Source organism: Spongiimicrobium salis (assembly GCF_043678055.1).
GTDB lineage: Bacteria > Bacteroidota > Bacteroidia > Flavobacteriales > Flavobacteriaceae > Spongiimicrobium > Spongiimicrobium salis.
Genome location: NZ_JBHEQA010000003.1, coordinates 137,097 through 163,109, shown reverse-complemented (window position 1 = coordinate 163,109; position 26,013 = coordinate 137,097). Strand labels below are relative to the sequence as shown.

The 26,013-nt window shown below is 38.8% G+C and carries 24 protein-coding genes; 13 read left to right on the top strand and 11 right to left on the bottom strand.

Annotated features, from left to right (window positions below):
- Nucleotides 1-86: 86 nt before the first annotated feature.
- Nucleotides 87-281: a hypothetical protein gene (locus tag ACEXOE_RS15595; protein WP_394749766.1), complete on the bottom strand. Its 195-nt coding sequence runs from the start codon at nucleotides 279-281 to the stop codon at nucleotides 87-89.
- A 331-nt stretch (nucleotides 282-612) separates the two neighbouring features.
- Between ACEXOE_RS15595 and guaA the strand changes: the two genes are divergently transcribed.
- From guaA to ACEXOE_RS15580, 3 genes are all read left to right on the top strand, one after another.
- A complete protein-coding gene (gene guaA, locus ACEXOE_RS15590) occupies nucleotides 613-2,145 on the top strand; it encodes a glutamine-hydrolyzing GMP synthase (protein ID WP_394749765.1) in 1,533 nt (510 codons plus the stop codon).
- A 2-nt stretch (nucleotides 2,146-2,147) separates the two neighbouring features.
- Entirely contained in the window at nucleotides 2,148-4,277 is a 2,130-nt protein-coding gene (locus ACEXOE_RS15585; protein WP_394749764.1) for a LysM peptidoglycan-binding domain-containing protein, read from the top strand.
- A gap of 80 nt (nucleotides 4,278-4,357) precedes the next feature.
- A complete protein-coding gene (locus tag ACEXOE_RS15580; RefSeq protein WP_394749763.1) occupies nucleotides 4,358-4,885 on the top strand; it encodes a DUF922 domain-containing protein in 528 nt (175 codons plus the stop codon).
- Nucleotides 4,886-4,920: 35 nt separating this feature from the next.
- Here the strand turns inward: ACEXOE_RS15580 and ACEXOE_RS15575 are convergent, their stop codons facing one another.
- Both ACEXOE_RS15575 and ACEXOE_RS15570 read right to left on the bottom strand, forming a co-directional pair.
- The gene (locus ACEXOE_RS15575) at nucleotides 4,921-5,478 is read right to left on the bottom strand and encodes a hypothetical protein (RefSeq protein ID WP_394749762.1); all 558 of its coding nucleotides are present in this window, start codon (nucleotides 5,476-5,478) and stop codon (nucleotides 4,921-4,923) included.
- Between the two features lie 160 nt (nucleotides 5,479-5,638).
- Nucleotides 5,639-6,502, bottom strand: a complete 864-nt coding sequence (locus tag ACEXOE_RS15570) for a hydroxypyruvate isomerase family protein (protein WP_394749761.1) — start codon at nucleotides 6,500-6,502, stop codon at nucleotides 5,639-5,641.
- Nucleotides 6,503-6,628: 126 nt separating this feature from the next.
- Here ACEXOE_RS15570 and ACEXOE_RS15565 point away from each other — a divergent pair, with 126 nt between their 5' ends.
- The 3 genes from ACEXOE_RS15565 (at nucleotide 6,629) to yidC (ending at nucleotide 10,472) form a co-directional block, all read left to right on the top strand.
- On the top strand, nucleotides 6,629-6,859 hold the full coding sequence (locus ACEXOE_RS15565) for a DUF3820 family protein (protein ID WP_394749760.1): 231 nt from the start codon (nucleotides 6,629-6,631) through the stop codon (nucleotides 6,857-6,859).
- 54 nt (nucleotides 6,860-6,913) lie between these two features.
- Nucleotides 6,914-8,551, top strand: coding sequence for a CTP synthase (locus tag ACEXOE_RS15560; protein WP_394749759.1), 1,638 nt, complete (start codon nucleotides 6,914-6,916; stop codon nucleotides 8,549-8,551).
- Nucleotides 8,552-8,618: 67 nt separating this feature from the next.
- Nucleotides 8,619-10,472: a membrane protein insertase YidC gene (gene yidC, locus ACEXOE_RS15555; RefSeq protein ID WP_394749758.1), complete on the top strand. Its 1,854-nt coding sequence runs from the start codon at nucleotides 8,619-8,621 to the stop codon at nucleotides 10,470-10,472.
- A 397-nt stretch (nucleotides 10,473-10,869) separates the two neighbouring features.
- On the opposite strand, the gene ACEXOE_RS15550 is transcribed toward yidC, so the two are convergent.
- A complete protein-coding gene (locus ACEXOE_RS15550; RefSeq protein WP_394749757.1) occupies nucleotides 10,870-12,843 on the bottom strand; it encodes a fasciclin domain-containing protein in 1,974 nt (657 codons plus the stop codon).
- A gap of 210 nt (nucleotides 12,844-13,053) precedes the next feature.
- Here ACEXOE_RS15550 and mnmA point away from each other — a divergent pair, with 210 nt between their 5' ends.
- From mnmA to ACEXOE_RS15535, 3 genes are all read left to right on the top strand, one after another.
- Nucleotides 13,054-14,244 (top strand): tRNA 2-thiouridine(34) synthase MnmA, encoded by a 1,191-nt coding sequence (gene mnmA, locus ACEXOE_RS15545; RefSeq protein ID WP_394750087.1) that lies wholly within the window; start codon nucleotides 13,054-13,056, stop codon nucleotides 14,242-14,244.
- Nucleotides 14,245-14,285: 41 nt separating this feature from the next.
- Nucleotides 14,286-15,227, top strand: coding sequence for an NAD(P)H-dependent flavin oxidoreductase (locus ACEXOE_RS15540; protein WP_394749756.1), 942 nt, complete (start codon nucleotides 14,286-14,288; stop codon nucleotides 15,225-15,227).
- A gap of 183 nt (nucleotides 15,228-15,410) precedes the next feature.
- Nucleotides 15,411-16,220 carry a type 1 glutamine amidotransferase gene (locus tag ACEXOE_RS15535; RefSeq protein WP_394749755.1) on the top strand — a complete coding sequence of 270 codons (810 nt, stop codon included), beginning with the start codon at nucleotides 15,411-15,413 and terminating at the stop codon, nucleotides 16,218-16,220.
- Nucleotides 16,221-16,251: 31 nt separating this feature from the next.
- On the opposite strand, the gene ACEXOE_RS15530 is transcribed toward ACEXOE_RS15535, so the two are convergent.
- The 6 genes from ACEXOE_RS15530 to ACEXOE_RS15505 are packed head-to-tail and all read right to left on the bottom strand — an operon-like array spanning nucleotide 16,252 to nucleotide 22,355.
- Nucleotides 16,252-17,583, bottom strand: coding sequence for a DUF58 domain-containing protein (locus ACEXOE_RS15530; RefSeq protein WP_394749754.1), 1,332 nt, complete (start codon nucleotides 17,581-17,583; stop codon nucleotides 16,252-16,254).
- A 6-nt stretch (nucleotides 17,584-17,589) separates the two neighbouring features.
- The gene (locus ACEXOE_RS15525) at nucleotides 17,590-18,573 is read right to left on the bottom strand and encodes an AAA family ATPase (protein WP_394749753.1); all 984 of its coding nucleotides are present in this window, start codon (nucleotides 18,571-18,573) and stop codon (nucleotides 17,590-17,592) included.
- Nucleotides 18,563-19,780, bottom strand: coding sequence for a DUF4350 domain-containing protein (locus ACEXOE_RS15520; RefSeq protein ID WP_394749752.1), 1,218 nt, complete (start codon nucleotides 19,778-19,780; stop codon nucleotides 18,563-18,565). The genes ACEXOE_RS15525 and ACEXOE_RS15520 overlap by 11 nt, the downstream gene beginning before the upstream one ends.
- On the bottom strand, nucleotides 19,773-20,471 hold the full coding sequence (locus ACEXOE_RS15515) for a DUF4129 domain-containing protein (protein ID WP_394749751.1): 699 nt from the start codon (nucleotides 20,469-20,471) through the stop codon (nucleotides 19,773-19,775). The genes ACEXOE_RS15520 and ACEXOE_RS15515 overlap by 8 nt, the downstream gene beginning before the upstream one ends.
- A 44-nt stretch (nucleotides 20,472-20,515) precedes the next feature.
- The gene (locus ACEXOE_RS15510) at nucleotides 20,516-21,400 is read right to left on the bottom strand and encodes a hypothetical protein (RefSeq protein WP_394749750.1); all 885 of its coding nucleotides are present in this window, start codon (nucleotides 21,398-21,400) and stop codon (nucleotides 20,516-20,518) included.
- Entirely contained in the window at nucleotides 21,381-22,355 is a 975-nt protein-coding gene (locus tag ACEXOE_RS15505; protein WP_394749749.1) for a stage II sporulation protein M, read from the bottom strand. Before ACEXOE_RS15505 ends, ACEXOE_RS15510 begins: the two co-directional genes overlap by 20 nt.
- A 34-nt stretch (nucleotides 22,356-22,389) precedes the next feature.
- Between ACEXOE_RS15505 and ACEXOE_RS15500 the strand changes: the two genes are divergently transcribed.
- Entirely contained in the window at nucleotides 22,390-23,106 is a 717-nt protein-coding gene (locus ACEXOE_RS15500) for an RDD family protein (RefSeq protein ID WP_394749748.1), read from the top strand.
- A 3-nt stretch (nucleotides 23,107-23,109) separates the two neighbouring features.
- The gene (locus ACEXOE_RS15495; protein ID WP_394749747.1) at nucleotides 23,110-23,718 is read left to right on the top strand and encodes a trimeric intracellular cation channel family protein; all 609 of its coding nucleotides are present in this window, start codon (nucleotides 23,110-23,112) and stop codon (nucleotides 23,716-23,718) included.
- Between the two features lie 40 nt (nucleotides 23,719-23,758).
- Here ACEXOE_RS15495 and ACEXOE_RS15490 read toward each other — a convergent pair whose 3' ends face one another.
- A complete protein-coding gene (locus ACEXOE_RS15490; protein ID WP_394749746.1) occupies nucleotides 23,759-24,490 on the bottom strand; it encodes a peptidylprolyl isomerase in 732 nt (243 codons plus the stop codon).
- A gap of 31 nt (nucleotides 24,491-24,521) precedes the next feature.
- Between ACEXOE_RS15490 and ACEXOE_RS15485 the strand changes: the two genes are divergently transcribed.
- Both ACEXOE_RS15485 and ACEXOE_RS15480 read left to right on the top strand, forming a co-directional pair.
- Nucleotides 24,522-25,163, top strand: a complete 642-nt coding sequence (locus ACEXOE_RS15485; protein WP_394749745.1) for an NUDIX hydrolase — start codon at nucleotides 24,522-24,524, stop codon at nucleotides 25,161-25,163.
- 108 nt (nucleotides 25,164-25,271) lie between these two features.
- A complete protein-coding gene (locus tag ACEXOE_RS15480; protein ID WP_394749744.1) occupies nucleotides 25,272-26,012 on the top strand; it encodes a lysophospholipid acyltransferase family protein in 741 nt (246 codons plus the stop codon).
- The last annotated feature ends 1 nt before the right edge of the window (nucleotide 26,013 follow it).

Here is a 26,013-nt window from a genome sequence, read left to right as displayed (position 1 = left end):
TTTTCCGGGGTGGTTCCCAGACTTTCTTCGTTTATAGATGGCATGGACCATAGTGTGGGGTGTAAACCATTATAATACACCCATTTTTATCCTAGGGTTGCCCAAGTATTGGTCGTGTTAAGATTGCTTGGACGTGTAGTATCTCTCCTATTAGGACGTGTAGTATCCCTTCCTGCGGGTCGCGTGGTGTCATCTCCACCCTTGATCAAATCTGTAACCCTTGTAAGTACGGTTACTTTTTCTTTTAATAAATGTAGCCTTGTAGTTTCTTTTTTCTTCATGATTTTACATTTTTATAGTGAAGACTAAAAATACTTTTTTGTGCTATGCAAATTCCACTTACCCATTATTTTATATATTCTGTATGTAAATATGTTGCAACTGTATAGAAATAGTTTAAGTTAATGCATGTAAATCTCTTCTTCTTTGCCTATCTATTTTCTGAAATGGTAGGCATTTTAAATGCAATTTTCAGCGGCCTTTAGCTTAAGGGATGTATGGATTACTTATGCGTAATCGCTGCTAAATAGACGTTTTTACTTCTGTTGAAAACCTTTCCATAAATATTCCTTTAGAAGTTTTCCCAAAACGTTGATTTGATTATTTTTGCCCATGCAAAACAACGTCCTAATTTTAGATTTTGGTTCTCAGTATACACAACTCATCGCTAGAAGAGTACGGGAACTTAATATTTTTTGTGAAATTAAACCCTATAACCATCTTCCTGAAGATATTTCGTCATACAAAGCCGTTATTCTTTCAGGTTCTCCTTTCTCTGTGCGAGCGGAAGATGCCCCTCATGTGGATTTATCGGAAATTAAGGGAAAGAAACCTTTATTGGCAGTCTGTTACGGGGCCCAATACATAGCACATTTCAACGGTGGAAATGTAGCGCCATCCAATACAAGGGAATACGGTAGAGCCAACCTTTCTTTTGTAGATCAAGAAGCTGCTTTCTTGAATAACATTACAGTAGGAAGTCAAGTATGGATGAGCCATAGTGATACTATCAAGACATTGCCCGAAAAAGCGGTGCTTTTGGCAAGTACGCATGATGTGGAAAATGCTGCATATAAGATAGCCGATGAAGATACCTATGCCATACAATTTCACCCCGAAGTGTATCATACTACGGATGGAAAACAATTATTGCAAAATTTTTTAGTTAATATAGCAGGGGTTGCCCAAACTTGGACGCCAGATTCCTTTGTGGATACTACGGTAAAGGAGTTGAAGGAAAAGATTGGAAATGACAAAGTGATTCTCGGATTGTCCGGAGGTGTTGATTCTTCTGTTGCAGCTATTTTGTTGCATAAGGCCATAGGAAAGAACCTCCATTGTATTTTTGTAAACAACGGACTTCTGCGTAAAAATGAGTTTAATGATGTCTTGGAACAGTACCAAGGAATGGGACTCAATGTAAAAGGAGTAGACGCTTCGGCACGTTTTTTGGATAATTTGGCAGGAGAGAGCGATCCGGAGAAAAAACGTAAAACCATTGGAAGGGTCTTTATTGAAGTTTTTGATGATGAATCCCAATTGGTAGAGGATGCTAAATGGTTGGCTCAAGGGACCATTTATCCTGATGTTATAGAATCAGTTTCTGCAACCGGAGGTCCATCGGCAACAATTAAGAGCCATCATAATGTAGGCGGTTTGCCAGATTATATGAAATTAAAGGTTGTAGAACCGTTGCGAATGCTCTTTAAGGATGAGGTGAGAAGAGTGGGAGCAAGTATGGGCATAGATCCAGCGTTATTGGGAAGACATCCTTTTCCGGGACCAGGTCTGGCTATACGTATTTTGGGGGACATTACTCCAGAAAAAGTGGCCATTTTACAGGATGTAGATGCCATTTTTATCAATGGATTGAAAAAAAATGGCCTTTATGATAAGGTTTGGCAGGCCGGAGCCATGCTTTTGCCCGTAAATAGTGTAGGGGTTATGGGAGATGAACGGACTTATGAAAAATGCGTAGCTTTACGAGCAGTGGAGAGTACGGACGGAATGACTGCAGATTGGGTAAATTTACCCTATGAATTTTTGCAGAAGACATCGAATGAAATAATTAATAAGGTAAAAGGAGTAAATAGGGTCGTATATGACATTAGTTCAAAACCTCCGGCTACCATAGAATGGGAATAAATATGAGCAGAGTGCCCAAGATTTTTATTGTAACGTTGGTTATTAGTATGCTAAGCTGTTCTGTAGCAATAGGGCAGCAATATAAAACGCATAAAGTAAAGAACGGCGAAACTTTGGAAGGCATTGCCCGCCAATACAATCTTAGCGTAGACAATATCCTGACCTACAATAAAGAGCTTAAAAAAGGAGATAGTTTACGTCCCAATACAATTTTAGTGATTCCTTCAGCCACTGGTGCGGCAGATAGTTCTGCAGAAAAAGAAGATCAGGAAGAGCCTGTTGGTTTTGGGAAACATAGAGTACGAAAAAGGGAAACACTGTATAGCATCACCCAACGCTATAAAATTTCGGAAGCAGAATTAAAACGGTATAATAGCAAATTGTACGCCTCTCGTTTAAAAAGGGGCATGGTGCTGAAGATTCCTAAATACAAACGTGTTAAAAAAGCAGAGCATACGATCAATGAAGAAGATTATGAAACGTATATTGTAAAGGCTAAAGAAACACGTTGGAGTATTGCTCATACCCGTAATATTACTATGGATAGCCTTCTGGCCCTAAACCCCCAGTTATCTAAGCTAAACAGTGATCTTGCAGAAGGAGCGGAGTTAAAATTGCCTAAGATAGCCGGAAGTTCTGTAGAAAACACAGAGACACAATTGTATACTTCGTACACCGTACCTCCGAAGATTGGATTTTACCGATTGGAAAAAGAATTTGGGGTTACTGCAGATGAATTGATGAAGTTGAACCCCGAAATTGTGGAACGAGGAGGGTTAAAGGAAGGTATGGTCCTTCGTATTCCACAGAAGAAAACGGATTTCGGAGCTATAAATACGGACAATTACATTTTCTACCAGGTGAAGCCAAAGCAGAATGAATTTCGACTGACTAGAAAATTTGGAATGACCTATGAAGAAATCCTGGCCTTGAATCCGGCAATAAAAGATGGCTTTAAAGCGGGCATGATTTTAAAGATTCCAAAAGATCAAGTGGGCGACTTTGAAGTTAAGGATGCCTTAATTCTAGATCGTATTAACCTATTGGATAGTATAGATGTGGCAAATCGGCCAAAATTGGTCTTTATGCTGCCTTTCCGATTGGACAAGATCAATACGGCAAATAGGAAAGCAACACAGAAACTTATTGAGAATCGCAATGATATCAAAATCAGTTTGGGACTATATACCGGGGCCCTTGTAGCTATAGACTCTATAGCCAAGTTGGGAATCTCCGTGGATGTCACCACTTTTGACACCGAAAAGAATGCAGCAAAAACGAGGGAAATTTTGTCGAATACAGACCTTAGAAACGTCAGTGCCATATTTGGCCCTCTAGATTCCAAATTTTTGCCGGAAGTAGCACAAATGGCTGCGAATTATCAAATTCCAGTGATTACTCCCTTGGCTTCAAAAAGTAGTGCCAATCTTAGAAACGTATTTTTTCCTATAACCGATACCCAAGTACTACGGGAAAAAATGTTGAATTATATTGCAGAACATCGTACTTCTGAAAATATAATTGTCATTGCGGATAAAGAAAATAAGGAAGTAGCCAGTTTGATCAAACAGAAATTTCCGGATGCAAAACTCATTGAGCTTATCGAGGAAGAGAAGAACATAGCCATTGATCGTGATAAATTTGAATTATTGCTCTCGGAGCAAAATGAAAATTGGGTTTTTGTAGAAACAATGAAAAGTAATATTGTATCCAGTATAAGTTCCATTTTGAATTCATCGAATACCGAAGAAATCAAGGTTAGAATGCTTACGACCAATAAGAATAGAGCTTTTGAGGATAATAATGCAGTCTCTACCTCCCATCTTTCCAATTTAAATTTCTCTTATCCTTCCCCTTATAGAGAAGTGGGGAACGATGGATTTGTAAAAAGATATACAGCGAGGTTTGGCTCGGAACCAGACAAATATGCCATCCGTGGTTTTGATATTACCTATGATCTCTTGTTGAAACTGGCCTATAAAAACAATCTTTTTGAAGCTTCCCAGACCATTGGGGAAACGGAATATACAGGGCACAAATTTCAATATAGCAAAGAATTTAATGCAGGGTATTTTAATAAGGCATCCTATATCATGAAATTTGAGGAAATGCACATTAAAGAAATAAAATAATATTTTTTAATGGGTATACAAGAAAGGCCCTACTTGGAATCCCATAAGATGAGAAGTATTCAATAGCATATGCTAGGTTCATGCGTACACTAAAAAATATAGGATTTGGGATACTCTTACTGATTTGTAGTATTGGTTTTTCCCAAGAAGAAGAGATACCTTGGAGTGCAAGCAGAAAACTGGTTTGGACCGACTTTAAAGGTGCACCGCAAAATAATTCTGATGCTGCTGCGACCACTGCAAGTGGAATCAGTTATGGCTTTTCTGCCCAAATGGACAGCCGGGGAAATACTGTAGTGGACTATGAAGTAAATGCCTTTTTTTACCCCAATGAGTCTTGGTATAAACCGAGCTTATCCAGTGATCTTATATTGAGCCACGAACAATTGCATTTTGATATAGCAGAACTCTTTGCCCGGAAAATGAGAGCACAACTTTCAAAAATGACATTTTCCAAGAATGTAAAAAAAGAAATACGTCAAGTATACCAAAGCACTATAAAAGCACTTCAAGCATATCAGAGAGAGTATGATAGGGCTACGAATTTCTCTAGAAACAGGGAGCAACAATTGTTATGGGTCGAGAAAATAAATAAAGCACTGCAATAAATAGGCATTGGACCTTTTCGCAATAGGAAAAAGCTTTAATTTAGATCATATACCACATTCCTAAATAGGCCGTCCGTTACCGTATATATCCTATTGGTTTCCTCATCCAAAGCCACAAATTCAAATTCACCTGAGATTGTTCGCTGTACTCTATCGATATTGGTAAGCCTCACAAATATTTCTTGAATTTCGTCTGTTTCCAAATTCCCTTGCCCAAAAGCAGCGGTAGCACCGTCCAAAGGGCTTTCCGTTGTGGGTAAACTCCAGGTCATTCCAGCTTCCAAAGTATCAAAATTGAATCCGGTCATAGCAAGAACAATCCCTTTGGCTGTAGTGGAGGAAGTAGGACCGGCTGCAGCTATCCCAATAGCATAAAACTCCGATTCGGTAGCCACAGTAGCAGTTACAAAATCGTTGGGGGGCGTAAAAGTTTCACCGTTGATCTTGGCAGAAAATTGTTGGTTCTCTACAGGAGGTTCACTCATTTCCATCATTTCTTCTTCAGGAAGGCTATCATCATCTGTTTTAGAACAGGAAATTAGGCATAAACTAATAGCTAGGAACAAGGCAAATGGATGTTTCAATACGTTCATCTTAATATGGTTTTATAACTAACTACAAAGCTGTAATTAGAAAATGAGACCGCAAGATGATATAAAAAAACGCCTTTTATCGGACAAGTCCATACGTGTCCGAACATGTAAACCGATCTTTCCTATGCGCTGCGAAGGAAGAATTATTTAAAAAAGAAGATTAGACATCACATATCGTGAAGGCTTTTTTAAGGGCATCGACTTTATTTTCCCAGGTGGGGATAAATTCTTGAGCCAGATATCCTTTAAAACCAGTAGCTACAATAGCCTTTATGATGGCCGGATAGTACAATTCCTGTGTTTCATCAATTTCGTGCCTTCCAGGAACGCCTGCCGTATGATAATGACCAAAATAGGTATGATTCTCTTGTATGGTGCGAATAATATCGCCTTCCTGTATCTGCATATGGTAAATGTCGTAGAGTAATTTAAAATTATTGGACCCTAACGCTTTACAGAGGGCTACGCCCCAAGCAGAAGTATCGCACATATAATCCGGATGGTCAATTTGATTGAAGAGCTCCATGTGTATAATGACACCATGCTTTTCGGCTAAGGGCAAAATTTGTTTTAGCCCATCCACACAATGTTGCAATCCCGTAGCGTCATCCATACCTCTTCGGTTTCCACTAAAGCAGATAAGATTGGTGTAGCCCGCTGCTGCTACCTGGGGGATAATATCCAGATAGTTGGCAATAAGGGTTTTGTGATATTTGGGATCGTTCCATCCTTCTGTTAAACTAATTTCCGCACCATTGCACATAGAACAATGGATGTCATATTTTTTCAGCGTGGGCCAGTCTTTAGGACCTATAAGATCAATGGCTTTGATGCCCAAATCTTGAAGAATTTTCAAAAACTCCTCTAGGGGAAGGTGACCAAAACACCATTGACAAACACTGTGGTTAATATTGTGTTTTAGTTTAAAAACTTCTTGCTTCTTATCAGTGGCGGTTGCAGTGTTGCACGCAAGCAAGCCAACAGAAGCTGCTGCCGAAGTGTTGATAAATGTTCTGCGTTTCATATCCCAAATGTTTAATGACCTTTTAAAGATATATGTTTTAGCGATAGGAATGAAATTTAAGTGTAAAAAATACATTTAATTTTTTGTTCTTCTAGAGTTGTTCATTTTTGTATAATGAAAGTAGGTATGGATAAAAAAGAACTGATTGCCTTGGCGCATTACAAAATGCCTTTTGGCAAGTTCAAAGATCGATATTTGGTAGATTTACCAGAACCGTATTTAAACTGGTTTCAACAGAAAGGCTTCCCTAAGGGACGATTGGGAGTAATGTTAAAATCGATTTTGGAAATAAAAATGAACGGATTAGAGCCGCTAATTCGAAAAATTCAAAAAGATTTTCCTTTGGAATCCTTATAATATCTTCTGGCAATTTGTATTTTTGCCTGCGTTAGAAATTCAATCGAACGCTTCATGCCACAAACCAAATATATTTTTGTAACCGGTGGGGTTACCTCTTCTCTTGGAAAAGGAATTATTGCAGCTTCCTTGGCGAAATTGTTACAAGCTCGTGGTCACAGAACTACGATTCAAAAATTGGACCCCTATATTAATGTTGATCCGGGTACATTAAATCCGTATGAACATGGTGAATGTTATGTAACGGATGATGGCGCAGAAACCGATTTGGATTTAGGACACTATGAACGTTTTTTGAATGTTACTACGTCTCAGGCCAATAATGTTACTACTGGTAGAATTTATCAAAGTGTCATTGAAAAAGAGCGTAGGGGAGAGTTTCTTGGGAAAACCGTTCAAGTGGTTCCCCATATAACGAATGAAATCAAGGAACGCGTACAATTATTGGGGAGAAGTGGAGAATATGATATTGTCATTACAGAAATAGGAGGTACTGTAGGGGATATTGAATCCCTACCGTATATAGAAGCTGTACGGCAGTTGTTATGGGAATTGGGCGATAACAATGCCATTGTGATTCACCTAACCTTGGTCCCATATTTATCTGCGGCGGGGGAATTGAAAACAAAACCCACCCAGCATTCCGTAAAAACATTGATGGAAAGTGGAATTAAAGCAGATGTGCTGGTCTGTAGGACCGAGCATGAAATTTCCGATGAAATAAAGCAGAAACTGGCTCTCTTTTGCAATGTAAAAAGAGATGCCGTCATACAATCTATTGATGCATCTACCATTTATGATGTTCCTGTATTGATGCAACAAGAAGGTTTGGATACTGTAGTATTGCAGAAATTGGCCTTGCCAGACCCCACAAGTCCGGATTTGAAACTATGGCATGAGTTTTTACAAAAACACAAGCACCCTAAAAACAATGTAAAAATTGGCTTGATCGGGAAATATGTGGAATTACAGGATTCATACAAATCCATATTGGAATCCTTTATTCATGCCGGTGCAGTAAATGAAGTAAAGGTGAATATCGTATTCATTCATTCCGAACATCTCACAGAAACCAATACCGAAGATAAATTAGAAGATTTAGATGGTATATTGGTGGCACCAGGTTTTGGTGAACGTGGAATAGAAGGAAAAATAAAAGCTGTACAATATACCCGTGAACGGGGAATTCCATTTTTGGGGATTTGCTTGGGAATGCAGATGGCGGTCATTGAATATGCCCGTAATGTTGTGGGATTAGATGATGCGAATTCTACCGAAATGGATGAGAATACACCGCATCCCGTTATTGGTTTAATGGAGGAGCAAAAAACAATTACCAATAAGGGTGGAACCATGCGTTTAGGGGCATGGGATTGTGAGCTTAGCAAGGATAGTCTGGTATATACGATGTACGGAAAGGAAACCTCTATTTCGGAACGTCACAGACATCGTTACGAATTTAACAATGAGTATAAGGAACAATTAACCAAAGCAGGGTTGGTTACCTCTGGAATCAATACCGAGACAGGTTTGGTTGAAATTATTGAGTTACCTGCCCACCCTTGGTTTATAGGAGTACAATATCACCCAGAATATAAGAGTACCGTTGCCAATCCACATCCACTTTTCGTAGGTTTTGTGGCGGCAGTATTGAAGCATAAAAAACGGGAGACAAGTGCCAGTTTGTCATAAAGCATGGAATTGGGCACATATTTGCGTACTCATAATCAAATAATTACTAGAAACACAGTCCCTCCATATGGAAGAAAACAAATTAGATACTAAATCTATTATTGGCTTTGTATTGATTTTTGCCATTCTGATTTTCATGTTCTATCAGAATAAACAGACGCCAGAACAGATTGCAGCAGAAAAAGAAAGACAGGAACAACTGGCAACTGAAAAGGCAAAAGAGGAATCCCAGAAAGAAACCTCATTAGATACTGCTGTCAAAACCATAGATTTTCAAGATTCTACGGCCGTGGCCAATTACAAAAGTACTATTGGCGCCTTTGGATTTACTACAGCTACGGAAGGAACTACAGTTTTGGAAAATGATCTGGTTTATATAGAGGTGAGTAATAAAGGAGGGCAGGTGATTACTGCCAAAATGAAACAATTTGTAGCCTATGATTCGGTGCCCATATATTTGGTGAAAGATGGAAATGCCTCCTTTGGGTTAAATTTTTCCACTTCGGATAATAGAGTACTACAAACCAAAGATTTGTTTTTTGAACCCACAAAAACAAAAAATGGGGATAATGATGTACTTTCCATGCGGGCCAAGGTATCTGGAAATCAATTTTTGGAATACCGCTATGAGTTAAAACCAGATGATTATTTGATCGATTTCACCATCCGTTCCCAAGGACTCAATGGGGTTATCAATACCAACAATCCAATTACATTGGAATGGAGACAAAAGGGAATACGTCATAATAAGAGTATCAATTATGAGAACAGGTATACCCGATTGACGTATAACCACGATGAAGGTAAGATCAGTAAGCTTTCCGAAAGTAGTGATGATGAAGAAACCGAGGAAGATGTGAAATGGCTTTCTTACCGCCAACATTTTTTTAGTTCTATTTTAGCGACAAAAACAAACTTTAAAACAGCAGAACTTAGCTCAAAGAACTTGGTGGAGGAAGAAAGTAAAACGGCAGGCTTTACAAAAGAAAACCTTGCTGTACTTCCTTTGGAAGCCCAGGGAGGAGAATTGTCCTATGCCATGAATCTGTATTACGGACCTACTGATATTGAGGTCTTATCCAAATATGAAGATTTGGGCTTAGTAGATTCTATTCCCTTTGGTTGGGGAATCTTTGGTTTTATCAATAGATATGTATTTACACCAACCTATGCTTTCTTAAGTTCCTTTTTACCTTATGGAATTGCTATTGTTGTGATGACCATTTTAGTACGTTTGTTAATGTCGCCCGTGACCTATAAATCCTATTTGTCCCAGGCAAAAATGAAGGTATTGAAACCAGAAATCACGGAATTGGGAGAGAAATTCAAGGATGATGCCATGAAGAAGCAACAGGCTACCATGAAATTGTACAATAAAGCAGGCGTAAGTCCCATGAGCGGTTGTATCCCAGCCTTGATTCAGTTGCCTATATTTTATGCACTCTTTATGTTTTTTCCAACTTCATTTGCCCTGCGTCAAAAGTCCTTTTTGTGGGCCGAAGATTTGTCGTCCTATGATACCATTGCGCAATTGCCTTTTACCATTCCTTTTTATGGAGATCATGTAAGTTTGTTTCCCATACTGGCGTCCATAGCGATTTTCTTTTATATGATGATGACTACGGGACAGAACATGCAGACCCAACCTGGGATGCCCAACATGAAGTTCATTATGTACTTATCGCCTTTAATGATGTTGGTTTTCTTTAATAGTTATGCAAGTGGATTGAGTTTGTACTATTTTGTGTCTAACTTAATTACCATTTTCATCATGTTGGCCATTAAGAACTTCATTTTGGATGAGGATAAAATCCATGCGCAAATTCAAGAGAATAAAAAGAAACCGAAAAAAGAGAACAAGTTCCAACGTAAGATGCGTGAGATGATGGAACAGGCGGAAGCCCAGAAGAAAAATAGATAAGAAGGTACCATACACGTACTCTTTTGTACGAAAATACAAAGCTCCCTAGGAATTCCTAGGGAGCTTTTTTAGCAATAAATCGGATTGAGTTTGGTAAGATTTGGGGTTCCAAATATGACCTTTTTTAATGGATGCACAAACTATTAGTTGTCAAGCATGCATTTTTGTATGCTAATGCTTACATGAGCGATGTTTGCTCAATCCCAAAAACACAAAAATAACAAGAACGGCATGGAGGAAAACGTTTATAGAATACCCTTATTTTAAAGAAAGCCTCGCGCTTATTGACCGTAGCCCAAGAACATTGTTCAATAGGACACCCTAAAAACAAATGGAAATAAAAAAACCAAGGTCAGAGACCTTGGTTTTTTGTAAAATCATTACCATTTTTTCCTGATTACATAGAAGAAAGGACCGTATCGGGAAGAAGAACTTTATTGATTTGGTGTACAACCCCATTTAAAATGGCGTTGTCAGCATAGGTAATGACTGCAGGGCTATTGGTTTTATCCTGAATACGTATTTCGTTGCCATCAATGGAAATATGCAATGCTTCACCTTGTACCGTGTTGACTTCTTGTCCGTTCTCAAAATCGGACGCGAAAATTCGCTCGCCGATAACGAGATGGTAGGCTAAAATTTCACCGATCAAACGTCCGCCTTCGGCAGAAGTAAAATCAATGGGACTATCTTCCCCAAAGATGGAGCTAAGTCCGGTATCATTTGGAACAAAAAGGGTAAAGGCAACAGTATCGTCTAAACGGTTTAAAAGGAAATTGTTAATTTGGATAATGGTTGCTGTAAGGTCGTCTAAATCACCTAGGGAATCAATAAACTCATTGATTTCTTCTTCTATCCTTTCTCGGATCATATCAATTAATGGTTGTGGAATCAATACACGGTCTACAAAATGGATGACCCCATTACTGGCAGGAATATCCGTAGTTGAAAATTGTACGGGAAGGGCAGTGGCATCTTGCAAAGCAAAACCATTGTTTAAAGGTATTATTTCAATAGTTCCCTCAGGGAGTAAGGTAGCAATGGTGCGTTCTGCAAAATCGGAAGAAGAAATAGATTCTGCTGCAATATGATATTGTAATATCATCCTTAAAATATCAATTTTTGCTTGGGTGTCAAAATCTTCGATACCTGTAAATTGTATCCCCACAAGACCTAGTATTCGGGTGAGAAAATCATTGGATGGGGCAAATACAGTAAAAGGTCCCGCTTCGCCAAGGGTATCCAAAAGCCCTGTGATTTCCAAGGCCTGCTCCAAAAATTCCAAATCGTCATTAGCGGACACCAAATCTTTAATAGTCGTATTGTTGGGGGTGTCAGGTAAATCAATGAAGTCCAAAACCTCTTGAGGTATGAGTATCTTATCAATAATGTGAACGGTTCCGTTGGAAGCTAGATGGTCTTGATCGACGATATTGGCTGGGGTAGAAGTCGCATCCCCTACTACAAATTGATCGGCATTGGATATCAGGGAAATGGTATTATTGGCACGCAAGGTGGGCTGTGTTCCCTCGGAAAAATCAGCACTGGTTAAATTTGTGGCTAGAACATGGTAGGAAAGTATCCTTTGAAGTATCAATATTTCTATAGTTTCATCAAAATCGGCAAAGCTATTGAAATCACTCCCCAAGAGCTGAAACAATTGCTCAATAGCTGCATTGGAAGGGGCAAAAATAGTATAGGGGCCATCTTCATTCAAAGTGTCCGTTAAATTCGCAGCAACTAAGGCTTCTTCAAATAGACTAAGGCGATCTTCCTGTGAAACAATCCCCACTATTGAGGGTAAGGGAGGTACCAGGGCATCGATTACAGATTGGGGTATCAATACTTTATCTATGCTATGAACAATACCGTTGGAAGCTATATTATCCGTGCCAATTACTTCTGCTAAATCGTTACTTTTATCCTGAATAAAAATACTGTTGTCTACACGGATGTCTAAAGTTTCGGATTGCAAAGTTTCTACTTCCATAGCCCCTGAAAGATCTGCGCTTTCCATGGCTGTTCCGGATACCACATGATATCGTAGGATTTCTGAAAGTAGGGCCAATTCCTCAGGAGTATCAAAATCGGCTAAAGAGTTATATCCCTCCAATTGTTGGAAAAGACGATTGAAAGCATTGTTGGATGGTGCAAATACCGTGAACGTACCTTCGTCGGATAGTAAATTTCTTAGACCAGACTGATCCTGATTTATGGCTGCTACAAAGCTTCCTAATACATCTTTGGATTCTGCCAATTCGACAATATTGGGGACCTGCTCTGATGGATTGTCGTCATTTTTACCACAAGACAGGAACAAGAGCGTAAACGATAGGATAAACAATCGTAGCATTCCGTAATTTTTTTTCATTTTAAGTATGATTTTTTAGTGCTCAAATTTTTTTCTAAAATACTTCTTGATTTTAGCGTACGGATAAAATGATCCTTAACAATAGGTTACAGAAACTTTAAATCTGGAGGGTGTTATGGATACTTATATTATCAAATCCATAGTTTTTCATATGCGCGAATGGATATTTCGTCGTCTTAAATTTTGTATTTTTGCACTTTAAATTGAATGATGAAAAAAGTAGTTGTCGGGCTTTCCGGAGGTGTAGATTCTAGTGTTACCGCCTATCTCTTAAAAGAGCAAGGGTATGAGGTGATTGGCCTTTTTATGAAGAATTGGCATGATGATTCTGTAACCATTTCTTCCGAATGCCCATGGCTGGAAGATAGCAATGACGCACTTATTGTTGCGGAAAAATTAGGTATTCCTTTTCAAACCGTAGATTTGAGCGAAGTCTATAAGGAGCGCATTGTAGATTATATGTTTCGTGAATATGAAATGGGCCGTACGCCTAATCCTGATGTCCTATGCAACAGAGAGATCAAGTTTGATGTCTTTATGAAAATTGCCCTTCAATTGGGGGCAGATTATGTAGCTACAGGACATTATTGTAGAAAGGGAAGTATAAAGAATGAGGATGGAAGCCTTACCTATCAACTTCTGGCCGGAGTTGATGGAAATAAAGATCAATCTTACTTTTTATGCCAGCTGTCACAAGAACAACTGGCAAAGACCCTGTTTCCTATTGGCGAACTTACGAAGCCCGAGGTACGAAAAATTGCGGCTCGGAATGAATTGATCACTGCAGATAAAAAAGATTCCCAAGGCCTTTGTTTTATTGGTAAGGTTCGATTGCCCGAGTTCCTACAACAGCAATTAAAACCAAAGAAAGGGGTCATCGTGGAAGTACCATCGAATGCCATACAATACCAAAAAAAGCAAACTACTTTCCAGAGTAAATTGGAAGAACTTACTTTTTTTTCTGAAAAACAAAGATATCGCCAAACGGATGGAAAAATTGTAGGAGAGCACCAAGGCGCACATTATTTTACGAACGGACAGCGAAAAGGCTTGAATGTTGGAGGCACCAAGGAACCTTTGTTCGTCATTGCCACAGATGTGGATGAAAATGTGATTTACACCGGGCAAGGGAAAAGCCATCCCGGACTATACAGAAGAACTCTCTTTGTTGGAAATGATGAATTGCATTGGATTCGTGAAGATTTGGCACTGGAAGTTGATGAGACCATGGAAGTCATGGCCCGAATACGGTACCGACAACCTTTGCAAAAAGCAACACTGTATAAAGTGGATAACGGACTGTATGTAGATTTTGAAGAGCCCCAATCGGCAATTACCGAAGGTCAATTTGTAGCATGGCATCTTGGTGATGAACTTCTTGGTTCTGGAGTAATTTCATAAGACAAACGAAAGAATATAAAATTTCCCAAGGATTATAGCATATGCAGAATAGAATAACCTCACTTTTTAATATACAATACCCCATTATTCAAGGAGGCATGATTTGGGCCAGTGGTTGGCGATTGGCCTCGGCGGTTTCCAATGCCGGTGGATTGGGTATTATTGGTGCCGGATCCATGTATCCTGAAATATTGAAAGAACATATACAGAAATGTAAAGAAGCCACCGATCGTCCTTTCGCTGTAAATGTGCCGATGTTGTATCCGGATATTGAGCAATTGATGGATATTATAATTGCTGAAAAAGTCAAAATTGTATTTACTTCTGCAGGCAATCCCAAAACATGGACGGCCTATTTGAAGGAAAAGGGAATTACAGTGGTACATGTAGTGAGTAGTTTAAAGTTTGCGCTTAAAGCAGAAGCCGCTGGTGTTGATGCCATTGTTGCCGAAGGTTTTGAAGCAGGAGGCCACAATGGAAGGGACGAAACCACAACATTGACCTTGATTCCGGCCGTAAAGGAGAAGATTCGTATTCCTTTAATTGCGGCGGGTGGTATTGCTACGGGAAAAGCTATGCTGGCCGTGATGGTTTTGGGGGCCGATGCCGTGCAGGTGGGAAGTAGATTTGTAGCAAGTAATGAAGCATCTTCCCATAATCTCTTTAAACAAAAAGTCGTGGAAGCGGGAGAAGGAGATACCTATTTGACCTTAAAAGAGTTGGCGCCTGTACGTTTGCTAAAAAACAAATTCTTCCAGGATGTTCAAGCAGCCTATAGCAATGGGGCAGGAGTAGAAGAATTAAAGGCAGTTTTGGGACGCGCACGGGCCAAAAAAGGAATGTTTGAAGGAGACATGGAAGAAGGTGAATTGGAAATTGGCCAAGTATCCGCACTAATTCATAGTATTAAACCTGCCGCAACCATCGTTAAGGATATGATCCAAGAATTTGAACTGGCCAAAAACAATCTGCCGCAATGGTAATCTGTGCAGACCTACTGCGGCAGGAATCTGGACATGAAATGATTTTGTTTCCTTAAATGCGGTAGGAACAAGTATTGTTTTTGATGGGGATGGAAATACCTCCGGAGATTGGTCCGAAGCTACCCCTTCTTTAGGTGCTGCCAACTAAGAAAGCATTTCTTTGCACTAAAAGACCTTTAATTTATGTTAAAGGTCTTTTTCTTTTATGCGGGATGTAAAGGACATAATGTATCTTTGAAGACTAGGGAAATAGAAGAACAAAAGACGGTGAAATTAGAACATAAAAGCGTATTGATATTAGATTATTCGGTAGATAGAAAAGAAACCCAGGTGATTCGAAAGGGATTGTCGGATAAAGGCGTTAAAGTCTCTTCTTTCTTCATAGATACTGCGGCATCTTTTCCAAATGATATGATACAACAGGATTTTACCCATATTATCCATACAGGTTCTGCACTTTCCATTAACGAGGAGGCCCCTTTTACGGCTAAGGCTGTAGACTATATAAGAGCGGCCCAGGCTAAAGGCTTATGGCAAATGGGAATTTGTTACGGACATCAATTGGTATGCAAAGCATTGGTCGGAGATCAAGCTGTACGATCTTCACCCAATGGATTTGAAGTAGGATGGGGAAAGGTTTTCTTTTCCGAAGTTGGCAAAGAATTATTGGGAGTGGGTGAAGAAGAAAAAGTTTGGCAGCACCATTTTGATGAGGTAACGGAGTTGCTGCAGGGGTCACAACTTTTAGCGAGCAATGCCCACAGTGAGGTACAAGCTTATGTGAATTTTGAGGCTCAAATTTTGGGCGCTCAATTCCATCCAGAGTTTAATAGGACGGATGGGAATGACTATTTTTTACAAGATAGAAAGTTCATCTCCAAAAATAATATAGATGTGGATGCCCTAGTGTTGGAAGGCCCCACTTTTGATACGGTAAATGTGTTCTTTGATTTTTTCTTGGAACAAGAAGTCAAGAAGCTCGTGGCAAAATAAAAGCCATAAGGGTGTAGCTACAATACACGGATTAAAGTAAACCTCTTGCCTTTATCTCCAGATACTTATTGATGGTATTGATGGTGAGATTTTCTGGCTTGGTCAATATCGTTTGAATTCCATAACGTTGCAGTTCTTTTTGCATCAATCGTTTCTCATGGGAAAATTTTTCTCCTATGGTTTTATGGTAAATGGCCTGTAAATCTTCAGCATCTGTAGAGATTAATGCTTCCAATTCTGTATTCTCAAAGAAAATAACCACCAGAACATGTTTTTTTGCAATAGCTGTTAAGTAGGGAAGCTGTCGTTTTAAAGCAGAAATATGCTCAAAATTTGTATAAAAAAGGAGCAAACTTCTATGATTTATTTTTCGCTTAATATGCGCATACAGCAGACCAAAATCAGAATCGGTATATTCTGTGGTAATGTTGTACAACTTTTCCATAATAGTATTCAAATACGTCAACTTTTGCAGGGCTGGAAGGAAAGCTTCTATCGTTTTGGAGAAGGTAAGCATTCCGGTTTTGTCATTGCGTTTTAGAGCAACATTGGAAAAAGCCAAGGTGGAGTTGATGGCATAATCCAATAATTTTAGGCCGTTAAAAGGCATCTTCATGACACGACCTGTATCAATTACGGAGTAGATGGGCTGAGAGCGCTCATCTTGATATTGGTTTACCATCAATTGATTTTTTTTGGCTGTAGCCTTCCAATTGATGGTCTTAAAGTCATCTCCTTTAATATACTCCTTGATTTGTTCAAATTCCTGGGTATTTCCAATACGGCGAATCTTTTTTAAGCCAATCTCGGTGAGTTTATTACTGATGGCCAGAAAATCAAATTGTTGCATTTGAATGATGGACGGATATACAGGAACCATTTCATCTTTTTGAAAGGTATATCTCCGCTTGGCAATACGCAAAGGTGTAGAAACGTAGATATTGAGGTTTCCAAAGAAGTATTCTCCGCGTTCCACAGGCCTAACCATATATTTAAAATGGTAAGGCTCTCCCTTGATCAATTGCGCTTGGTACGCTAGATCCCGTTTCTGGAATTGAATTGGAAGCTCGTCGATAAGCACAATGGATGCTTTAAAAGGGTATTTAGAAGTACATGTGATATGAATCTTATTTTGATCACTATTGGACAACTTCTGCGGCAGCAGACGTTTTGCTTTAATGCCTTCTTTTATGGCATATAATACATAACTATCAAATAGAAACAGGGCCAATAGCAAGAAACTCAATAACCATGCAATGGGGTAGAGCACGGGCATCCAATACGAGAGAACAAAGGTAGCGGAGAGTATCCCAATATATCTAAAGAAAGCCGTATGTATGTAAAAAGACTTTAAAAAACGCATAGGCTTTTATCTTGGGATTTCAACAGATTCCATAATCATGTTGATCACACTTTCGGTGGTCATTCCTTCCATTTCACGTTCTGGAGTTAAGATAACCCTATGATTCAAGACCGGATTCAATACTTTTTTTACATCTTCAGGGATTACAAAATCGCGTCCATGAATTGCTGCATATGCTTTTGAGGCATTTAAAGTTGCAATGGATGCTCTTGGGGAGCCCCCTAAATAAAGATGCGGATGATTTCTTGTTTTTGCGATAACTTCGGCAATGTATCGCACGATTTTTTCCTCTACAATGATGGCCTGGATTTTTTGCTTATAAAAGTCCAGTTTTTCTGGTGTCAGGATACTATCTACCATCTGTTGCGGCTTTTGCCCCCTCCTTTCATGATGCGTTTGTATGATCTGTATTTCTTCTTCCAAAGAAGGGTAGTCTACTTTTATTTTAAAGAGAAAACGATCCAATTGTGCTTCCGGAAGTGCATAGGTACCTTCTTGTTCTATTGGATTTTGTGTGGCCAAAACCATGAATGGAACCCCCATTTGGTAGGTTGTACCGTCAATAGTAGCTTGCGTCTCCTCCATAGTTTCAAACAAGGCTGCTTGGGTTTTAGCGGGCGCTCTGTTAATTTCATCAATAAGGATAATATTAGAAAATATAGGACCTTTTTTAAATTCAAATTCCGAAGTCTTCAAATTAAAAATGGAAGTTCCCAGAATATCACTTGGCATAAGGTCCGGGGTAAATTGAATCCGGCCAAAATCGGTTTTTAAGGTTTTGGAAAATAATTTTGCCGTTATTGTTTTGGCCACTCCAGGGACACCTTCAATAAGTACATGTCCATCTACAAGAAGAGAGACAATGAGCAGTTCTATAAAATTTTCCTGACCAATGATTACTTTGGCCAATTCTGATTTTATTCCCGATACCGCCTGTTTTAATTCTTCGAGTGGGATTCTATTATCAAAATTTATATCATTATTTTCCATTGGCTTTCGCTTTAAATTTTTCGATGAAAGTATTTAGTTTTTTTAGATTGGCGTCACTCACTTGTTTACTGTTCTTTATGCTAATAAGAAAAGAAAATAGGGTTTCTATCTCTTCCACGGAATGATTGCTTCGTGAGGCCAGATTCTGATAAAAGCGTTGATCAATATGTACCGTGCTTAGGTAAAATCGCGAACGGATGAACTCCAAAAAATATTCAATTTTAAAATCCGCGATTTCTTTTTGTTCCCCTTTTTCAAAATACATATCGGCTATAGTTCTACTAAAGGCCAACGTCTGGTTTTTTAATGGCTTTACCACAGGAATAGCACGCTGCTTGCGTTTTCCCTCAAAAATCACATAAAAAACTACCCCGATCAGTGCCATATAATAGGCCCATTTTAACTCTCTGTTATTTAGAAAAATATACATGGGCGAGCTGTAAAAGCTTTTTCCTGCTTTGTAATAATTATCCATATAAATGGTTCCAGAATTCTCCACATAAGAGAGAAGTCCGGCAGTATAATCTTTATTATCCTCCTTAAGGATAAAGTAATTTGTAAATGCCTTGGGAAAAGTAGATAGGATAATTTTGCCTTCTCCATATTCTTGTTCTATACCGTTGTAGTGTGTTTTAGTGACCAAACTGTCTTTAGGCTGGCTATCTACAACCCCTAGAATAGTTGTTTTTGCAGTGTCTATTTCACTAAAATATGTAACGCTGTAATCCTTTTCAAAGGAGTAGGATCTATTTGGGTTCAATTCCGGGTGCACCAACTGGTGTACATAATTGTGGGCAATGCCATCATCCCCATAGAGTATACGCGTATCTGTGCCTAGGGCATCCATAAAATTCTCTTCAAAACCTTCCGATGCAATGAATAGGGTATTGCCTTTTGAAGTCCAATCCAATAACGACTGCAATTCGGCATCACCAAATTGAACAGATTGATTAATAAAGATATAGGTTCCCCGGATATCCTCTGAATTATTTAAAAACTCGTAAGGAGGTCTGCTGACCTGTCTTACACGTTCATCGAATTTTTTTTCGATCAACTGATTGAATACATAGGTCCCAAAAGGGATTTTGTGGTGGGAAGCAAAGGAAGGAAACCAATTAATTTTCTTGGGTTTGGTGTATTCCATAAGCAATATCCCCCCAATGGCGATACTTCCCAAGATGATATATATAAGTCCTCGTTTACCCATGATTATCGATAGCTTTTTGCAATTCGGAAAAAGCGATTTCCGCTTTTCGAAATTTGGATTCGTCAATAGCGAAACTTCCGTACCAGATGTAATCATAAAGATGGGTGATTCTGGCAAAAGATTGCTTAAAATCCGTTTCTTTTAATTCCTTGATATAGTCATCATTGGTTTTTTGCATCTCCCACGCAATGTATTCTTTATGGCTCATCAATTTTAAAATAGATAAGTAATAATAGCGTATGGCTAACCGGTAATCTCCGGCGGCAATGGCATTTTTAATGAGCTCATGGATATTTTCATTTTTGATGATATTTTCTTCTTCGGACATGCCAACGACACTCTGGTTTTTTTGGGAATGAAGCATTGCCCTGGAATTGGCTTTTATGAAAAAACGAATCAACAGATAAATTAAAAGCCCCAAAAGCACATAGGGGATAATACGCAGAAATATTGCCAAGGCACCGGCAGCTTCCTCTACACCAAACAACCATTGAAAGAATTCGGCAAGAAGGTTCAGAAACCAATTCTTGATATCATTCCAAAGGGAATCTTCATGTTGTACCGGTTCATAATCAAATTTGGGATCGTCCCTATAGGCGCTAAGATCTTCTTCATTGATTTCCTGTAAGGTTATGGGAGCATCATCATAACGCACCCCAGTGGAATCCTGAGGGATATTTGCCCATGCCATAGGTAGGTTAAAAAATAAGAAACAAAGAAGTATTTTATACATTTTTATTGATCGGTAGTGCTTCCTAAATTTTTAATACGCTCATAAGTCCCTGTAAAATTCTTTTTCTCATTGAGATTGAAGTAAATTAGGCAGCCTGCAACAATAGTAATCAAATTGAGCATAAACTGCGCTACCGTGGAAACGATTTGTAGTAAAATTTGAATAGGGTCGGCCGTGGGATTCGAGAAGGATTCAATATCTATTTCCCCAGAAGATATTCCTGTGCTGACCAAACTATAGATAGATGCAGGTAAAGCAAAAGCATAGGACGCCACGGTAACAATAATTCCCACCACAAATAAGGCAGCAAAAGTCATCCACCATTCATCCTTCACCAAGGTAAAACTATAGCTATAGCTATCCATGACATCTTTATTGGTAAATACCAGAATACTAAAAGCCAACGATAAGGGTACATACAAATAGATACCGGGAATAAGACAAAATAAAAGTCCCACACCTACAGATAAGCCTACCAAGATGCCCAAACCAATGAAACTCCAAAACGATTTATAGACGTTGCGCCGCACTTCATTCATGTCTACCTGGCCGTTGGAAGCGGCATAGGATTTAATATAGTGAAGTACCGTAGACTGCGATATGGTATATACTGCAACTATGGATATGATATAGAGGAGCGCTACAAGAAAGACCATAAACAAATTGGGAACGCTATCTGAATATTGAGCATCAATAAAGTTAAATTGATCTCCTATGATATATAGATAAAAGCTCAAACAAATGAGCATAGCCAACAAATAGGGGCCAACAATAGTAAAGAAAGCTTTAAAAAAAGGTTTGAATTGTACGCGAATAAAGGCAAAAGTATCCGAGATGATTTCTCCTAGTTCCCGTTGTTTTTTAAACTCAATGTAATTCTCCGTCATGTTGTGGTTTTCTATGAAGTTGGTGTGGATATATAATGTAATAAAAGATAATCAATGCAAGGGAGCTGGTAATAATAAAAATAGCCAACCAATCTGGCATTTCCGTATGCCGTGTTACAAAACCTTCCAAAAAGCCTGCAACAACAAAAAAGGGAATGGTACTAATCAAAATTTTTAAACCGTTGAGCACCCCTCTTTTAAAGGATTCCAAACGCGTATAGGTTCCTGGAAAAACAATGCCATTACCAAGCACCAATCCGGCACAACCAGCGATAATGATTACAGAAATTTCTATAGTCCCATGAATCCATATGGTACGTACGGATTCCCAAAACAACCCCTGCTCATAAAAGAAATACTGAAAACTCCCCAACATGATGCCATTCTGCATCATGACAAAAAGGGAACCAATTCCAGCTAAGATACCGTAACCATAGGCAATAATGGCCACTCTAATATTATTGATGGTGATTCCTAAAAACATGTTGAACTCCCCTTGTTCCTTGTACACCGCCATAGGGTCGTTATTGGCAATATTGTCCAAGGTCATATTTACATAACTATCTCCGAGAATAGATCGGACAAAATCCCCTTCATTGGCGGCAGAAAATGCTCCAACGGCTACAAAAAAAGTGAAAACCAGGAAAGCAATCAGCAATTCGCGCTGATGCTGATAGAACATGCTAGGGAATTCCGTTTTCCAAAAAGATACAATACGATTCTTGGATTCGCGTTTGGTTTTATAGATTTTTTGATGTGCCTGCGATGCCAGGGAGTTTAGATAGAATTCGGTATTGCTTTTGGGATAAAAGGTTTTTGCATAACTCAGATGATCGGTGATTTCAATATAGAGATCCGACAACTGATTTGGTCTTATTTCCGTATTCTTTGAAAGAACACTTTCAAAAGTAGACCATTTGTCTTTATTTTGTTTTACAAAAGCAGCTTCACGCATTAACCTTGGGGTTTATACCCAAAGAACGTAAAATATGGATCAATTTCAAATAGAAACCGCTCAAAATATAACCATCAATCAAAATGCAGCGCACCTTGGCGACAGGATGTTGGCTTATATTATTGATAGTTTTGTGATTGTGGTATACATCATTTTGACCATTTTACTTTTAGCTTTTTTGGAAATTGATTTTGCGGATATGTGGGCACTCTATCTTTTGTTGAACCTTCCTGCTTTTCTGTATTACGTATTAATGGAAACCTTTACCAATGGCAAAACGGTTGGTAAAAGTCTAATGTCCTTACGGGTCGTAAAACTAGATGGATCCAAACCTAATTTTGCCAGTTATTTTATTCGTTGGATATTGCGTATTTTCGATGTTGCCTTAACTTCTGGAGGTGTGGCCGTTTTAACCATTTTAATCAGAGGAAATGGACAACGCGTGGGGGATATTGCTGCAGGTACCACGGTAATCAGCGAAAAAAAGAAAATTACCTTGGAAAATACCTTGTTACGCGATTTACCGCAGGACTATGTGCCCAAATTTCCACAAGTTACGATGTTCAAGGACAGGGAAATGCAAACGATTAAGGAGCTCTATGATTCAGCCAAACGAAAAGGAGACCATAATATCATTATTTCTTTGAGCGATCAAATCAAAAAAGTGACTTCTATTAGTACCGATTTAAATCCTATTGATTTTGTAGATGTCATTGTGAAAGACTATAATTACTATACCCAACAATTATAGCCAATGTTTTATTTTGTCATCGATATTTTAGGAACTATTGCGTTCTCCATTTCCGGAGTGCTCGTCGCCATGGATAAAAAACTAGACCTTTTTGGCGTTTTCATTGTAGCTTTTGTAACAGCAGTAGGAGGTGGAACGCTTCGGGATATACTTATAGGCAACACCCCGGTAGTGTGGCTTCAGGAGCCAGTTTATATGTTTACGATCTTTGGCAGTGTGCTTTTTGCCATTGTATTTCAGGCGAAACTCAAATATTTTAGAAAATCCCTTTTTTTGTTTGACACCATAGGCCTTGGATTGTATACCTTAGTAGGAGTGGAAAAAGGCGTGGCCGCAGATTTAATACCTGTAATGTGTATTGCCTTGGGAACCATTACGGCTAGTTTTGGAGGGGTGATCCGTGATATTTTGTGCAATGAAATTCCTGTGATTTTTCGGAAAGAGATTTATGCAACCGTCTGCATTTTAGGAGGCGCCGCTTATTTTGTATTGCAAAAATTGCCCTTTGCAGATACCTATGCCTATGCCATTGCCATACTTTTAATCATAAGCCTAAGAATCATTGCTGTACGCTATAAGATCGCTTTGCCCAATATTTATCGCTCCAAGTAGCCCAGTTCAGGATCGGCGCAGTTTAGGAAGAGAATTTTTTTTAGAAGGCTTCGGCTTTGAAAATATAAATATTTTGCGACGGCCAATCTCCCCTACCTACGGGTTGCGCATTGATTTTATCCACGACGTCCATCCCTGAGATTACCCTGCCGAACGGAGTGTAATCTCCATCTAAATGATAGGAACCCGGTTTGGTAACCACAATAAAGAATTCGTAAGGAGAAGCCAATTTATGGGGATTGTCATTTTCACTGCTGGGCATAGAGATCGTACCCCTGTGGTGTTTATGCCCTTTTCTGGTATCCGGAGGAAGGAGGTATCGACCTATTTTTCTTCTTTTCATAGAAGTTTCCTTATTATCGGCATTTCCTCCTTGAATGATAAAATTTTTAACGACACGATGAAAATAGGTATTGTCAAAATACCCTTGTTTGGTCAGATAAATGAAATTTGCTCTGTGATAGGGGACATTGTTATAGAGTTGAATGGTAAACTCCCCAAAACTGGTGGTGAGCTTTACCTTATTTTCGGTTATGGTCTTATTGTAATCAAAGAAAAAATCGATGGCATTCTCTTCGGTTAACTTGAATTCTTCGACAACTTCTTCTTTTTTTGGAAGAATGGAATCCAAGGGGATACTATCTTTTTTAACGACTTCTTCTTTTTGAATGGTGGAGCTGCTTGGCGGGGTATCTTTACAGGCACCTAAAAAAAATAGTAGTATTATTGTACCATAGAAAAAGTGGCTAGAAGTCATAGGACGATCATTCATAAACTTTCAATTAACCTTAAAACGTAAATCTGTGAATTTTGATGATTTTATACATCAACTATCAAAAATAAATAATCTTCCACTTCCAGGCGAGACTTCCCACTTTAAAATGGCCCCTGAACTCCGAATTAAAGAGTTAAAATCAATTAGAGCTAAAAAGGAGAATGCTAAAAAAGCAGCCGTTATGGCTTTGTTCTATCCTAAGCAGGACAATGAAACCCATCTTCTCCTCATTTTAAGAAAAACCTATCAAGGCGTTCATTCCAATCAGGTAGGATTTCCAGGAGGGAAGGTAGAAGATCAAGACATGGATTTATTGGAAACTGCCTTGCGGGAAACCTATGAAGAAGTTGGAGTACCCGTGGAAGCTGTGAAGACCGTATGCCAATTAACACAGGTGTACATTCCGCCCAGTAATTTTGAAGTACAGCCGTATATGGGGTACTATCATATGGATGTTCCGTTTAAGATTCAGGAATCCGAAGTAGAGACACTTATAGAAGTGCCTTTGTTGGATTTTATGAATGATGAGAATATTGTTGGTGAAAAACGCTTGACTTCCTATGCTGGAAATATTAGCGTACCTGCTTTTAAACTAAATGGTTACGTAGTTTGGGGAGCTACCGCAATGATGTTAAGTGAAGTTAAAGACCTCCTGAAACAGGTTCTATAAGAAGTATATTTTGTAATTTTATTGGATATTAACCAAAGAATACAACATTTGCTCAAGAAGAACCCTTTTGGACATATCCTTTTTTTGAAGAAATGGCTTATCCGGATTATGGCAGTCATTACGCACCAACGCTATAAAGGATTTAATAAATTAGAAATAGAAGGGTCCGATATTATCCGAAACTTACCAGATAAAAATGTTTTGTTCGTCAGTAATCATCAGACGTATTTTGCCGATGTGGTGGCCATGTTTCATGTGTTTAATGCTAGCCTCAGTGGTAGGGAAGACAGCATTAAAAATATTGGATATATCTGGCAACCTAAAATGAATATGTATTATGTGGCAGCAGCTGAAACTATGAAAAAGAGCTTGCTGACTAAAATCCTGGCCTATGCAGGTTCTATAAGTATTGAACGTACATGGCGAGCCGATGGAAAAGATGTAAAGCGCCAGGTAAAGATGAGTGATATTTCCAATATTGGAACAGCACTTAACGATGGCTGGGTGGTTACCTTTCCCCAGGGAACAACAAAACCTTGGAAACCTTTGCGAAAAGGAACGGCCCATATCATAAAAAAATTCAAACCTGTTGTAGTGCCCGTAGTCATTGATGGCTTCCGCAGGTCTTTTGATAAAAAGGGGTTGCGTATCAAGAAGAAGGGAATATTACAGTCCATGGTCATCAAAGAGCCTTTGGATATTGACTATGAAAACGAATCTTTTGAATCTATCATTGAAAAACTAGAGTATGCCATTGAGCAACACCCTTCTTTCCTCAAAGTAATTTCTAAAAAAGATTTATTGGCTTTTGAAGAAGAGAACAAGCAACGCAAGTGGAAGACGAGCTGAT